Origin of the sequence: Legionella micdadei (assembly GCF_000953635.1) — a bacterium.
GTDB lineage: Bacteria > Pseudomonadota > Gammaproteobacteria > Legionellales > Legionellaceae > Tatlockia > Tatlockia micdadei.
Map to the genome: position 1 here is coordinate 2906094 of NZ_LN614830.1, position 15511 is coordinate 2921604.

Genomic DNA, 15511 nt, shown 5'->3' on the forward strand with positions numbered 1-15511 from the left:
TTTGCAGTTTTTTAGGTTAAGGTCTGTTGACCATAGATCACTTCTTCAAATTGTCAACAGACCTTGGTTTTATTACACTACTTAACTCAAGGCCTGTTCAGGAAGAATATGAGTACAAACTTAACCCAGAATATTTATGCAACTGAAGTTACAACCATTGATGGGCAAAACATCACGTTAGACCACTACAAAGGACAAGTGTTGCTTATCGTGAATGTAGCAAGTCGATGCGGCTTTACCCCGCAGTATGCAGAGCTTGAGACCCTTTATCGTGAATTTAAGGATCGAGGATTCAATATACTTGCATTCCCGTGCGACCAATTTCTACATCAGGAGCCGGGAACCAATCAAGAAATCCAACATTTTGCCGAAAGTTGCTTCCGTATCACTTTTCCTCTATTTGCCAAAATTGATGTAAAAGGAAAAAATCGGGCTCCCTTATATTCTTATCTCGCAAACCATATTGAAAAAAAACCTTGGAAATTCATTCCTTGGAATTTCACTAAAATTTTAGTTGATACGCAGGGAAGAGTTTTAAAGCGCTATCTACCCACAACATCTTTCAAAAAAATACGGCGCGAGATCGAACCACTTCTCCCCAAATAAAAAAGGCCTGGATACCAGGCCTTCATTTTCATCTTCACCTTAACTTGGACCTGAATCGGGGCCAAGGTTAACATCGGTTTTACCTTTAGATGCACCGCCTTTAAGTTTGGCAATTCCTTTTTCACCATAACCTTGCAATTGTGAATCTCGGGTAGCCATTGCCTTACTTGTTTCCTTACCACCGGCTTCTACCTTACCTTCCGCTTTTTCACCCCATTGAGCGGCTTCACCCCCGTAACTTTCAGGCTGTCCACCAATCCAGCGCAATACCCTATCGGGTAGAATGGTGATTAACGTGAACGCCTTTTGCACCACAATCAGGTACATCGTCGTGTAGATTAGGACAGCAAAGAAGAAGCCATAAATGCCTGCCCATCCACTGTAACCCGTGCTCATTGAGCTGAAGTTATTGGCAGCAGCTTGTGCTGCAGCATTGGCAGCAGCCTGGCCAGCAGCACCACCTGAAGATGCGGTATTGCCTTGGAAAGCTTGTCCTGCAGCTTGTCCTGCGTTTTTCATATCTTGCGCCCAACTTGAAGAATTTTGCAAGTTATTCTGCGCACTGTAATTCCATTGCAGGCCTGTAGCCGTACCTTGAATAAAGGCTGCCGCATTGGCAAAACCTGCATTGATAATCCATACCGAAACATAGGAAAGAGCTATTGCAGCGATATAACCAATAATCATCATCGCAGGACGTAAAAAGACATTCAATATAATCATGATGGCTTGCTCGCCCTTACCAAAAGCCTCGTGCCCCTCAGGATGAGTAACCCCCAAAGCGACAATAGGCGCTGCAACCATTGCCTCGATAACCGCCATGAGCCAGGCTATCGAACCGAATGTAAAAATCATGTACGGCAAAAATGGAATATAGTAAGCCGTGATAAAGCCTATCCCGACCATCACTCCCATCCAAGAAAGCAAAAGGGGCATGGCTAATGCAATCAGAGGGAAGATAAAGATTCCGAAGAGAGGGATCATGACTGTTGTGACTGACAAACCGATCAAGAGAACCCATAGGTCATTAGCAAAGTTAATATAGTTCACACCCATATTTGCCAGCGCAACAACTGGATTAACAGTTGGCTGCTGGATAATCGCAACCCCCTGTTGGAAAATCTGCGCAATAGCGAGCAAAGGAGCGGCAAGGAAGCTCATGATGACAGCATTAATCACTGGTGCAACCATGCTTAAGAAGAAATTAAACAGGTTCTTAATAATCAGGTTGTAGAAAACATTACCCAGTAATGATCCTAAGCAGAATTTAAAGAACATAATCTTAACTGTTCCGCAAGGGAAATCTTGAGATTGCAATTGGAACTGGCCAAGATTAATGTCGATATTAAACTTCATTGCAAACTGCGGAGGAGTCAATCCTGGTTGTCCTGGCAAATTAACCATGCTGGAATTGTTAACAAAACCAAAAACCGTGTTAGCACCAGGAGGGGGTATTGCTTTAGTGCTAGTGGCATTAAAAGTAGGCGTAGAAAGGGTTGGTACAACGCCTGAACCATTAATCAAGCTAATTACGTTTGCAACAGAGTCTGATGCGTCTTTAAGTAACTTCTGGCTCGGGATACCGCCAGTCAACCAAACACATAAATTGGCGTAGTTTCCTGAGCATCCTAAATTACCATTACTGCCAAATGCTGAGCCGGGTAAACTTGCATCAAACGAACTACCATCAAGACCTGTATTGGAATCGGTGAGGTTTGCGTTATTTATTGCAGAGGCATTTAAAAGAGCTAGATTGAAGAAATAGCTACCCGCTAAAATCCATCCTTGAGAATTTGCTTGCTGGATAAACGAGCGTAGGTTGTTTGCGTTTGTGGCATTATTCGCCTGCTGCATCAAATTAAGTGTTGGCAGCATAATTCCATTGTAATCGGCAATCGCCCCTAAAAACTCGCTACCACTAAATAGGGCTGATGAATTATTCGTTGGCGCACCCCAAGAAGTACAACTAGCACTTACTGTCGTACAAGGCGTACCTGAGTTTAAGAGAGGTATCCCAAAAGGTTGTGTTGCTGTAGTAGGTGGTGTATTATTGGGAGGAGTGTTTTGTTGCTGATTCAATTCTGGATCATTATTTACCATAATTTGTGCAACGGTCGATAAATCAAGATACATCTGTTGAACCGCCGTTGCTCTTGAAAGCTGGGCGGTTTGAATATCCGTCTGACTCAATGTGGAAATTGAGCTTATTGTACTGGGATTAAACGGAGCCCAAGTGATTGTACCGCAGATACCATTTAAGAATGAATAAGGGCCGCTAGCGAAATTAGGCATTTGTACAGAATAATTTTGTGTCGTATTGGTAGTGTTTGTACTTTGAACTGTCACCGCATTGACGGTGCTTAAGAAATCGGGCACTTGCGAGTTACAAAAATCTTGCATTACTCCCGAAGGTGAATTAGCACAAGGTCCAGATTCATTTTGTTTAGCGGTTTGAAATTGTTTTTGATAACTTTCTAACACACTCTGCAGCCCCAGCATACAAACTTGTCCTGCAAGAATCGTTGAAGCACCTTGGGCAACTGACGTCGACGCATTGCTCGTCAAAGAGAATGGAGTCATGTTGGTCTGAACAATAACCCCTCCCCGGTTTAAATAGCTTAAAGCGGCACCCCATACTTTATCAGCTGCCCCCACCCCTTGTACCACAATCCACATCACAAAAATTTGCATTAAACAATACCCTGTGCCTTTGGGGATAAGTAGGGCCAGACCTAAAGTAGAACGTAAGGGCACCCATATGGATGACCACTTTTGGCCTAGCATTTGCCCTTCGTGGGCCGTATTCATGGTGGACACCAACAACGTGTACATAATGATGATACCGCCAAGTGCTAACACGGCGGAGTTGAATACACCAAACATACTGCCCATGATTTGGCTACCAGTACCGTGTAGCACGCCATCCACAATACCAAATATGTTGCCTAAGAAAATAACGGAAACATCACTTGGCGGAGGAGCAAAACTCAACGAAGAACCAGTCGAAGTAGAGGATGAAGCAAAAGCCAATGCTGGGAAAAGCAAGGACAGCATGATCAGAACTATTTTTTTCATCATTTTTCACCCAACAGACCTTTCCGATACCATTCTTGCATAGTACAACCTAATCTTCGCTCCTTGATTTGGAAATACCAAAAGTGGTATCGAAAAGCCAGAACCAAAGCAATTAGCATTACTACCAGGCTAATTATCACTGCCCGGTAACCTCCATAAACCAAATGGTAGATTGCATAAGCAAAGATAAATAGCGCCGCTACACACATCAACAGACTTAAACGGTATAGAGCTGTTTTTTTATCTTGAAGATCCTTTTCGCTTATGTTTAATCTTGACATAGCATCCTCAAAAGATTCTCCAGGGCCAGTAAGTTTCTGTGGCACGAACATTTTTTTAAAACCATTGACCAAATAGGTCGTAAATGATTTAAGGCGATCAAAATCTATCCACGCCCTTAAATTAAATATACTCGATAAAATTGTAACTATTCTGGAACTTTGTTTCTTTTTCATAAAATTTACTTTTTATAAATAGACTTTTACTCTTCTTACTATACTATAGTAGTTAGAATACCTATCGTCCATCAATGAATACCAGAGTAAAAAAAGAGTAAAAAATGCCCGATTTAAGCCATGAAGCATCAGCAAAATACTGGTACGACTACGTAGACCCGATGATCTATCGAGTGATTACGTTCATGGAGAGTGTCGAAGACTGGACCCTTGACGGCGACCCTGAATTAGAAGCCGCAATTACTCAACTAGGTAAAGAGTTGGATGATATCGAAAAAATTGACATGGGTGCACTCGCTCAAGAAGATATTTTTATTCGTTTAGTAGGCAATATTAAATCGGGTAGAGGTTTGCGCCTACTCCAAGCGATAGATACAGTACATCCGGGCAGCGCCTCTCGAATTTTAATTCACGCAGAAGAAACGAGCACGGGAACCCATGATCCCGCCGGTTTTTTCCTTAAACGAAACATAGTCTTTGAACGATTACGATTATTAGCTCGTGTTTTCTCTGAATATCGATTAAAACTTGTTGCTCGCGCTCTTGAAGGGGATGAATAATGAAATCGTTAAGCCGCATAGTGTTACCTGGGGTTTTATTTTTTGCCACATCAACGTCTGCTTTCGCTTCGGATAATTCAGCTAACCAGAGTTTAAATGATCTGACTAATTATCTACTTAATTTAGGTGCTTATTTGGGTTATAATTTACAAGGCCCCCCCTCCAGTACCGATTCGAGCGGTAATCAACAACCCATAGCAATTAGCCAAACTTTAATTAACAATGGCGCCCAGACACAACTCTTTTCCAATTTCACTATTAACAGCTACTTAGGGGCGTTACTGATCAATTCTGCAGTACCTAACTCATCGCCGATAGTCTCAAACACTGTTTCACCGAACATTCCTAATGCTACCTCGTTAAACGCTTTTGCAAACTACACTTTTTCCCAACCATCACCCTATTCGACTGCTGCCCAGGACACTGTTTCAGTTTCACCGTTGATTGATCAACCCCCTTATCAAACTGATCCCGTCAGTCAGGCAGTTTTAAATATTTTATCAACACCAGACCCCAGTTATTGCTTGAATAATGCTCAAACAGAAATTGTCTCTTGTACTTATCCTCAAGGGATGTTGAATACGAACAAAGTGATAATGAATACAGTGGGAACTCTGCCGAATACCAATAATTATTTTACTTATAATCAGGTACAGCCACTTTTAGCTGAATTAAACGTAAATAGTTTGATTACCCCTATGCTTTATTCACCGCAAGCCACAGCAGGGACAGGCACACCAACTTCAGCGGGCGCATCACCACTTATACCCGGAGGCAGTAACACTCAGCAACAAGGCCTGGTTGCAACAAGTCCTGAACAACAAGCCGCGAATTTCATTCGTTATGCTACGGGTGCGGTCTCACCAATGCCCATGCCCAATCGCAATGATTATGATGCCTTGTTGTTACAAACACAAAACACAAATAACCCAGTACAACAAGCTCAAGCTCAGGCAACTTTAGCCAACTATTTAAATAGTATCAGGATTTACGCTGCCCAAAGTTCGGTTGGGGTTGCTAACCTCTATTATATTTTGTCAAAGAGATTGCCCCAAAATCTAAGTGGCAATACGTCAGGCCAATCAGGCCAGATAACAAGCCAAGCCTTAAATGAGTTCACTATGGCCACTTGGCGCCTTTACAACACCGATAACAGCCCGAATACCCAATGGGTATCTCAAATTAACAATGCTTCCGCAGCAACTGTGCAAAAAGAAATGGCCATTTTACTTGCGGAGATTAATTATCAACTCTATTTAAGCCGTCAACAGCAAGAGCGCATTTTGTTGACCAATACCATGTTATTAATACAGAACGCTCGCGCTTCTCAACCGAGCCCTACTTTCACTGCCGCAGGTTCTTCTTCAGCTTCTAGTGCCAGTGGCGCTCAGTAATTTAAGACGATGAGCGGTTAATAATCCCGCGGCTCACCCAGCCGCGGGTTTCGAATGACACCAATAAGTCAAACTGCTATTGAGTAACCGTTTAAGCGTGAGTCCTTACTCTTTAACTTTGGGTATATAGGGAACATACTCCGGTTTCCAAACATGGCGTTGAATACATTCTTCGATTTCTTGATCCGATAAATCATCCGCCAAATCGGACTTAATCGCTTCCTTCAATACAGCAGTAGCAACTTTAAATGAAATATCCCTTACTTGAGTGAGTGGAGGCAATAAATTCGCATTAGGATCACCCTTCGCCGGGGAACAATCAGCAAGTGCTTTTGCAGCAGCCATAAACATCTTATCTGTCACTTTTTTCACTTTTCCAGCAATTAAACCTAGCCCCATACCAGGAAAAATATAAACATTATTGGTTTGGTCCACTCTAAATAGCTGGCCATTTTTTACAATATTGCCAAAAGGGCTTCCTGTTCCGATAACAGCACGATTATCAGTCCAAATCATAAGATCACTTGGCTTAGCTTCACTGTGTGTAATGGGGTTTGATAAAGGCATGATAATCGGCTGTTTTACGTGAGCCGCCATTTCTCGAATTAAATCTTCAGTAAATAATCCTGGCTGCCCTGACACACCAAGCAGAGCATTAGGATGCAAATTTTTAATGACATCTTTCAAGCTGATAATATTACTATTTTCTAGGTGCCAATTAGCAACAATGTCTTTGGACTTTAGGAGTTTTTGTTGGAATGGCAGTAAATTTTTCATTCCTTCGATTAAAAGCCCATCGCGATCGACCATAAAAATATGGTCCCTTGCTTCTTGTTCAGAAAGACCATCCTCCATCATAGCATGCACGATAAGCTCGGCAATACCACACCCAGCCGTACCTGCGCCTAAAATAACAATGCGTTGTTCTGTTAAGGGTATTCCTGTGACTTGGACAGCAGCAAACAAAGTGCCCGTAGCAATTGCGGCAGTACCTTGAACATCATCATTAAAAGTACAAAGTTGATCGCGATATTTCTCCAATAAGCGTGTTGCATTCTGTAAAGCAAAATCTTCCCATTGTAAGAGAATGTGAGGAAAGCGCTTTTTTAGGGCGATGACAAAAGCATCAACGAAGTCGTCATAGTCTTTACCTCGTACGCGCTCATGCCGCCAACCAAGGTATAACGGATCTTTGATCAATTCAGGATTGTTCGTCCCGGTATCTAATAAAACGGGCAAAGTAGCCGAAGGATGGATTCCTGAACAAGCACAATACAAAGCCAACTTCCCAATCGGAATTCCCATTCCACCCGCACCTTGATCCCCTAATCCTAAAATTCGCTCACCATCGGATACCACAATGGCTTTCACTTGATCAAATCGGGGGTTTGCTAAGATCTGGTCGATTCGATCGCGATATGGGTAGGCTACAAATATACCGCGCGGCCGTCTATAAATATGACTAAAATTCGTACAAGCATCACCCACTGTAGGCGTATAAACTATAGGCATCATTTCAGTGATGTGCTCGCAAAGCAAACTATAATAAAGTGTCTCGTTTGAATCTTGCAAATCGCGCAAATAAATATATTTATCCAGGTCGGTTTCTTTGCTCTTAAACGCTTTATAAGAACGATTGCGCTGCTCAACGATTGTACTTTCTTCAGGGGGTAGGAGACCAAATAATTTAAAATGTTCCCGTTCTTTATTCGAAAAACCAGTCCCTTTATTTAGCAAAGGATTTAAGATAAGTTTATAATCGCTTGTACTTACTTCAAAATAGGGGTTTCCGTTTTTATCGATGTGTTGCTCATAATCCATTGAACTTCTCCTTCTTATTCGTATTGTGATTCCTAATTACAGCTTAGCATTGTTAAACCTTTGCTGCTTGTTCCTACCTCAACTTTTCTATAAAGTTAGTACAAAATTTTTAACAAGCGAAAAGAAATGATCCTGACCGAAGAAATTGAGTATAGCGATGATGAAACCTTATGCCGCGGCTTCTTGGCTTATGATGATAAAAACGTTCACCCCAAACCTTGCGTTCTCGTCGTTCATGATTGGGGCGGACGGGCTGAAGCCTTTTGTAACAAAGCAAAGCAGCTAGCCAACATGGGTTTTGTTGGCTTTGCCGTCGATATGTATGGTCAAGCAAAGCTAGGAAAAGACAAGGTGGAGAAACGAGCGCTGATGACCCCTTTGAGACAAGATAGAAAACGCCTCGCCGCTCGCATGGTTGCCGCTTTTAACACTGTCGCAGCATTACCTCAAGTGGATCCTAAAAAAATTGCTGCTATGGGTTATTGTTTTGGAGGGTTATGTGTTTTAGATCTCGCACGTACCGGAATTGATATTAAAGGAGTTATCAGTTTCCATGGGGTTCTTTCTGCTCCCAAAGACACTGATCTTACTCCTATGTCGGCAAAAATTCTGGTCTTGCATGGTTATGATGATCCGCTTGTATTACCTGATGAAGTCTTTCAATTTGCCCATGAGATGACTCAAAGAAAGGCTGATTGGCAGATTCATATGTATGGACAAACAGCGCATTCTTTTACTGATCCCACAGCTAACGACGATGAAATGGGTTTGCATTATAATTCAACCGCTGACCGTCGTTCCTGGAAAAGTACCGAGTTATTCTTACAAGAAATTTTCTATGAAAACTAATGATGGGTTAATATACCCAAGATATCGTGCAGACATCGATGGCTTACGAGCCATCGCCGTTTTATCCGTAATCGGCTTTCATGCTTTTCCAAAGTTGTTTAGAGGCGGTTTCATTGGTGTCGATGTTTTTTTTGTTATTTCTGGGTTTCTCATTTCTACTATACTGTTTGAAAATTTAGAACGAGAGTCCTTCAGTTTTATTGACTTCTATAAAAAGAGAATTAAACGAATCTTTCCAGCACTGTTGCTTGTATTAAGTTTCTGTATTGTTTTAGGGTGGTTTGTGTTGCTTCCTGATGAATACACTCAACTCGGTAAACACATCGCTGGTGGGGCTGGCTTTATTTCCAATTTTTTGCTTTGGCATGAATCGGGCTATTTTGACGCTGCAGCTGAAACTAAACCTTTGCTGCATTTATGGAGCTTAGGGATAGAAGAGCAATTCTATATCATTTGGCCTTTGCTTTTATGGGTTACATGGAAGAATCGCATCAATTTGCCTGCAATTATCGTCATAATAGCCTTGATTTCATTTATTCTTAACTTAAAAAACGTGCACTCAGACGCTATTGCCGTTTTCTATTCCCCACAAACCCGTTTTTGGGAATTATTAAGCGGGAGTTTACTTGCATGGCTAATACTGAATAAGCAAACTTTTTTTGCGGGTTTGAGTCAAAACTCAATCACTTGGTTAAACAAAATCTCTTTTAAAAAATTGAATGCGAATAGAGCAACGATAAACCATATTATGTCGATGCTAGGCTTCTTGCTCATTGAATATGGCATATATCAGTTTACAAAGGCCGATTTTCCTGGCTTCTGGGCATTAATACCTACTCTGGGTGCGGTGTTGATCATTTTCGCTGGTTCCCAGGCATGGATAAATCGCGTCATTCTCTCTAACCGTATTCTTATTTGGTTTGGCCTAATTAGCTTTCCTTTGTATTTATGGCACTGGCCTTTGTTGGCGTTTGCACGCATCATTGAAGATGAAAAGCCTAATAAAAAAATTCGTATTGCCGCCGTTATTATTTCAATCGCATTAGCCTGGCTTACCTACCGGCTAATTGAAAAACCCATTCGCTTTGGCAGCAGTTCAAGTAAACTCAAAGCGGTTTTGTTATTAATCTTAATGTCTTTTATGGGGGGTATGGGTACTTACATCTATACACACCAGGGATTCAAATCAAGATTTAGCAACTTAAATGATTTGAATGAATTAGTCACTTTAATTGATTACCCCTATCCAAGTGGTAGGGATTATTTTTGCGCTAATTTAATACCTGAGTTAAAAGACTTTGACTTCGATGGAGGTTGTCGCTTATCCAAAGAATCAGCACCAACGATCTTGTTTATGGGCGATTCCCACACAGCACATTATTACAATGCGGTGTGGAAACAATTTCCACAGGAATCTGTCTTAATGATTGTACAGACCTCCTGTTTACCCTTTTCGAGCGGTTATTTCTTGCAAGGTGAATGCAAGCAAAAATTCGATGCTATCCTTTCTTTTCTTAAAACAAATTCCACCATTAAGGAGGTCTATTTATCCGGCTATTGGGCCTACTTAATGTCAGGCGGTTTTGGTGAAACAGGAGAGCGTTGGCGTCATGCAAAAGCCATCGATAAAGAAGGAGCAAAAAGCTTTAAAGAAAATGGAAAACATTTCTTTGCACAAGTCCTTAAAACAAATAAAAAAATTATTTTTTTAAAAGATATCCCTGATCTCAATTTTAATATTAAATCTTGCTTCAAAATAAGGCCATTTCAATTATCTTCCAAAATTAGGGATGAGTGTTGGATCGATTTTGCCGACTACACCAAAAGGGTTGCTGATTATGACAAAATCATTGATGACCTGTTAGCAGATTTTCCGCAAGTTAAAATTTATGACCCACGCTCTTTACTCTGTAATAATCAAAAATGCATTGCCCGCGATGGTAAACTTCCCTTTTACTTTAATGGCGACCATTTAAATCATTACGGTGCTGAACTTGTTATTCGGGACATGTTAAACAAACAGCAATCTAAACTCGCCTGAAGATCCGTTCATAGCCGGCAACAAAAAAACACTGTAGTTGTTTCTAAATTGTAAATTTTAAAATCAAAGAGACAGCAAAATTGGCAATTAGATAAATTTAATATAAAATTTGCGCTCTTGCTGTGCAGCAATACAAATATGACGAAAGCAGCGCTTACCTTGGGAGATTTGTTTATGGCCATGGGCGAACTTCTTGATGAATTGACACACACTCTGCCCACCCTATTTTGGAGTATGACCACGGGATTAGCCCGGCTAGGCGCGATCAGCTCGTATTTCATTCGCGACACATTCAGAGCCCATTTTAACCTTATTGCACAATATACAGCCCCAATTGAACAAGAATTACTAAATAAAAACCCGCCAAAACCGAGTGACTTAAATCCATTAGGACAAATAGCACTGACCATTTTCCCTCTGACAATAGTAAGTTGGTTAGCAGCACTAACAGCCGCTCCGTTGATCTATAACTCTGTATTACTTTTTATCGCTGGATTTGTACGCGTAACTAATTTGGCTTTATTTGACTTACCTAGACGACAAATAAATATCCCTGAAGGAAGTATGCCCTGGTACCGCATCATTTTTGGTCTTCCAGGATTGATTATCGGTGGTTCTTTAGGGGCCATTTCAGCGGGGCTAATCAGTTTGGTACGGCTTACAATTAACTCGTTTAAAAGCGGAAAGTATAGTTTTGTCAAAATCACCAATTTAGCTTTAGATCAAGATGATTACCTTCTTTTCGATCAAGATGAACGCTCGAAAATAGAGAAGTACGGTTTCGGGCTACCTGGCCTTGTCTTCGGGGGAATCGTAGGGGCTGTAGGCTTCACCGCCGCAGGTCTTGGACGGGTGGTGATTAACTCCTTTTTTAGTTTCATCAGCATTAATGCTTCCGCATTTAATCTCGTTCGCCAAGAAAAATTTAAGGGCGGCCTACAGGACGGGCGTACTCCTTTCCTCATCTATGGCTTAGGTCTCCCCGGGCTCATCTTAGGCAGTATTACAGCCCCTGTTGCTATCGCTATCGCCGGCGCTGAGCGCATCGCCATCGAAAGCTGGAAAACCACAAAAGAATTGTTCTTCGCTACTGTTAAACTAGCCTTACCCGCTGAACAACCAGAAGAAGCGCAAGAACTGATGGAAGAAGTCAAAAGGGAAAAACGCTCCAAGCTTAATGCCTATGGTTTCGGTGCTCCCGGTGTCTTACTGGGTGTCCTCTCAGGAAGTATAGGCTTTGCCGGCATTGTTTTTGCCCGTATCGTGGCTAACTCCCTTGCAAGTGGCGCATTCAGTTTCATCCACGTCACTAATTTGGCTCTCGATCCAAACGATCGCCTTCCTCAAATTCAAGAAGAAGGCTCCAAAATAAAGCGATATGGCTTCGGCTTTCCAGGTATTGTCTTGGGCGGCATTGCAGGCGGCTTGGGGTTTGCCGTTGCCAGTTTAGGACGGGTGGCTATTAACTCATGGTTTAGTTTCATCGGCCTTAACGCCTCAGCGTTTAATCTCGTTCGCCAAGAAAAAACCAATCGCGGATTAAAGGACGGGCGTACTCCTTTCCTCATCTATGGTTTAGGCTTTCCCGGACTCATCTTAGGCAGTATTACAGCCCCTGTTGCTATCGCTATCGCCGGCGCTGAGCGCATCGCCATCGAAAGCTGGAAAACCACAAAAGAATTGTTCTTCGCTACTGTTAAACTGGCCTTACCCGCTGAACAACCAGAAGAAGCGCAAGAACTGATGGAAGAAGTCAAAAGGGAAAAACGCTCCAAGCTTAATGCCTATGGTTTCGGTGCTCCCGGTGTCTTACTGGGTGTCCTCTCAGGAAGTATAGGCTTTGCCGGCATTGTTTTTGCCCGTATCGTGGCTAACTCCCTTGCAAGTGGCGCATTCAGTTTCATCCACGTCACTAATTTGGCTCTCGATCCAAACGATCGCCTTCCTCAAATTCAAGAAGAAGGCTCCAAAATAAAGCGATATGGCTTCGGCTTTCCAGGTATTGTCTTGGGCGGCATTGCAGGCGGCTTGGGGTTTGCTGTTGCCGGTTTAGGACGGGTGGCTATTAACTCATGGTTTAGTTTCATCGGCCTTAACGCCTCAGCGTTTAATCTCGTTCGCCAAGAAAAAACCAATCGCGGATTAAAGGACGGGCGTACTCCTTTCCTTATCTATGGCTTAGGCCTTCCCGGGCTCATCTTAGGCAGTATTACAGCCCCTGTTGCTATCGCTATCGCCGGCGCTGAGCGCATCGCCATCGAAAGCTGGAAAACTACAAAGGAAATTTTCATTGCTATCGTTAACCTAATCTTACCTGCCAAGAAACCAGAAGAATCAACTCAAGAAAGTGCGGAAGAAAACAAGCGCTCTAAACTTGATACTTATGGTTTTGGTGCTCCAGGTTTATTGCTTGGGATCATTTCTGGGGGAATAGGATTTGTTGGAATTCTGTGTGCACGTATCCTGATTAATTCATTAATAAGTGCATTGTACATGTTTATCCTCATCACGAATAAGGCCCTGGATCCAGCCGATGAGATCCCTCAAATCCAAGATCGTCGCTCTACATTAGAGGTATGTGGCTTTGGGCTGCCTGGACTTTTCTTAGGCGCACTCATTGGTCGCTTAGGATTTTTTGCTGTAGGTTTAGGACGAATTGCTGTCAATTCATTTTTCACTTTCGTCAACCTTAATGCTGCAGCATTTAATCTAGTTCGCCAGGAGAAAATCAATCTCGGATTAAGGAACGGGCGTACTCCTTTCCTCATCTATGGCTTAGGCCTGCCTGGGCTTATCTTGGGCAGTTTTACGGCTCCCATCGCGATTACTATTGCTATTACCGAACGCATCGCTAAGGAAAGCTGGAAAACCACAAAAGAATTGTTCTTCGCTGCTGTTAAACTGGCCTTACCCGCTGAAAAACTCGGAAAATCATCAGAGCAGGTAGAAGAAAGTAAAAAAGAAAAACGTTCCAAGCTTAATGCCTATGGTTTCGGCGCCCCCGGTATTTTGTTAGGGCTTGTGTCAGGGGGAATAGGTTTTACTGCAATTGGTCTTGCACGCACCGTGACTAACTCTTTTATCAGCGGACTAAACAGCTTTATCCGCGTCACCAATTTAGCACTGGATCCTAAAAATTACATTAGCCAACCTCTAGATCAACGTTCCAAAATAGAGAAATATGGCTTCGGATTGCCAGGCCTTGTCTTGGGGGGCATTGTTGGCGGCTTAGGATTTTCTGCCGCAGGTTTAGGACGTGTGGCTACTAATTCATTTTTTACCTTTGTCAGTCTTAACGCTGCAGCATTTAATCTGGTTCGCCAAGAGAAAATCAATCGCGGACTTCGGGACGGGCGTAGTCCTTTCCTCATCTATGGTTTAGGCCTTCCCGGACTTATCTTAGGTGGCATTACTTCCCCTGCAGCTATCGCGATTGCAGTTGCTGAGCGTATCTTCATCGAAAGCTGGAAAACCACTAAAGAATTTTTCTTCGCATTCGTTAAACTAGCCTTGCCCGCTGAGGAAATAGAAGCACAGGAGCGATCACAACTATCTCAAACAGCGACAGATAATAAAAAGCGCTCTAAGCTTGATACTTATGTTTTTGGTGCTCCTGGCATCCTGTTGGGTATTCTCTCTGGGGGAATAGGTTTCACCTTCGTAGGTTTACGTCAAGTTGTCACGCATAGTATCGACACAGGCATTAGAATGTTCACCACCATCGCCAATTTAGGCTTAGTCAATAACGAGCAATTTAACTACAAGCAATTGGAAAAAGAAGATAAGCGTCATTGGCAAGCCAAATATCTTTTAGGCTTTCCTGGCGCCTTTATTGGCGCAGGCTTAGGCTTTCTCATGTTGGTAGGAATTGGCTCAGTCAAATTCTTAACGAACACGTTTTACTCTTGGCTTAGTTTATCCGGCTCCGTATTAAACGGGAGCCTAGAACTACCGTTATTTAGTGGTTTAGCGGGAGATGAACGCACCCAAAACCAAAAAATAATAGGCGGCCTAGGCTATGTGATTGCATTAGTCAGTACCCTACCCATTGGGGTATTAATTTTAGTAGGCAAAAAAGTTGCTCCTGTGATTGGCGCACTTCTTCTCGGTGCAATATGCTCACCCTTTGTGGCACTATTGAAGGGGATTAACCAATCGCATAAGAAACCTCGCTTTGAAAATAAGGGCTTAGGCGAAGACGATGAAAGAATTCAACGATTCAAAAACATTTATTCAGCGCTTACCCCATTAGGACAACTCGCTGAAAACAGCAAAATTCCTGAGCAGCAGAATGGCCGCAAAGGCCCTCTTTGCTTCACTCGAAAAGCGTTTACTTTCAATATATCAACGGTTACAGAGTATACCCTCGATCAACTTCTATCCGCTTACCGAGCAAGTACTAATAAAGAGGCTTTTTTTGCATCCGATGGTGAATTCGAAACGGTTCTAGAAAGGGTAAAAGAACACTACAAGGAAATAAGCTGTTTAGACTCTGAGTACCATACCTCCGCTCGCGATGAGCAGATTGATAGAATCGGGAATTTTGCACGAGATTACATTCTTAACAAAGAAACGACAGTTCCTGATCATTTGTATTCAAGCCCTAAAAATACGTGGGCTGCAATTTTTTGGGGAAAAGAGCCCAAAAATACTGAGGGATTCCCGAATCCCCAGTTAGGGGTTAATTTGGAGCTCTCTTAGTCTTGGCAA

9 protein-coding genes are annotated in these 15511 nt (G+C 42.4%); 6 read left to right on the forward strand and 3 right to left on the reverse strand.

All coding sequences use genetic code 11. The features are described from left to right. Positions 1-108: 108 nt before the first annotated feature. Positions 109-606, forward strand: a complete 498-nt coding sequence (locus LMI_RS12960; protein ID WP_045100163.1) for a glutathione peroxidase — start codon at positions 109-111, stop codon at positions 604-606. Positions 607-645: 39 nt separating this feature from the next. Here the strand turns inward: LMI_RS12960 and dotA are convergent, their stop codons facing one another. Both dotA and icmV read right to left on the reverse strand, forming a co-directional pair. Next, a complete protein-coding gene (dotA, locus tag LMI_RS12965; RefSeq protein ID WP_045100780.1) occupies positions 646-3681 on the reverse strand; it encodes a type IVB secretion system protein DotA in 3036 nt (1011 codons plus the stop codon). After that, entirely contained in the window at positions 3681-4136 is a 456-nt protein-coding gene (gene icmV / locus LMI_RS12970) for a type IVB secretion system protein IcmV (RefSeq protein ID WP_045100164.1), read from the reverse strand. Before icmV ends, dotA begins: the two co-directional genes overlap by 1 nt. Positions 4137-4240: 104 nt before the next feature. On the opposite strand from icmV, the gene icmW reads away from it, so the two are divergent. Both icmW and icmX read left to right on the forward strand, forming a co-directional pair. After that, positions 4241-4696 (forward strand): type IVB secretion system protein IcmW, encoded by a 456-nt coding sequence (gene icmW, locus LMI_RS12975; protein ID WP_045100165.1) that lies wholly within the window; start codon positions 4241-4243, stop codon positions 4694-4696. Continuing rightward, positions 4696-6090 carry a type IVB secretion system protein IcmX gene (icmX, locus tag LMI_RS12980; RefSeq protein ID WP_045100166.1) on the forward strand — a complete coding sequence of 465 codons (1395 nt, stop codon included), beginning with the start codon at positions 4696-4698 and terminating at the stop codon, positions 6088-6090. Before icmW ends, icmX begins: the two co-directional genes overlap by 1 nt. A 105-nt stretch (positions 6091-6195) precedes the next feature. On the opposite strand, the gene LMI_RS12985 is transcribed toward icmX, so the two are convergent. Further along, positions 6196-7911 (reverse strand): NAD-dependent malic enzyme, encoded by a 1716-nt coding sequence (locus LMI_RS12985; protein ID WP_045100167.1) that lies wholly within the window; start codon positions 7909-7911, stop codon positions 6196-6198. Positions 7912-8037: 126 nt separating this feature from the next. On the opposite strand from LMI_RS12985, the gene LMI_RS12990 reads away from it, so the two are divergent. The 3 genes from LMI_RS12990 to LMI_RS13000 all read left to right on the forward strand — a co-directional run bounded on the left by LMI_RS12990 (position 8038) and on the right by LMI_RS13000 (position 15502). After that, positions 8038-8760: a dienelactone hydrolase family protein gene (locus LMI_RS12990; RefSeq protein WP_045100168.1), complete on the forward strand. Its 723-nt coding sequence runs from the start codon at positions 8038-8040 to the stop codon at positions 8758-8760. Further along, positions 8750-10801, forward strand: coding sequence for an acyltransferase family protein (locus LMI_RS12995; RefSeq protein ID WP_045100169.1), 2052 nt, complete (start codon positions 8750-8752; stop codon positions 10799-10801). Before LMI_RS12990 ends, LMI_RS12995 begins: the two co-directional genes overlap by 11 nt. A gap of 138 nt (positions 10802-10939) precedes the next feature. Then, positions 10940-15502 (forward strand): hypothetical protein, encoded by a 4563-nt coding sequence (locus LMI_RS13000; RefSeq protein ID WP_144405784.1) that lies wholly within the window; start codon positions 10940-10942, stop codon positions 15500-15502. Positions 15503-15511 lie beyond the last annotated feature (9 nt).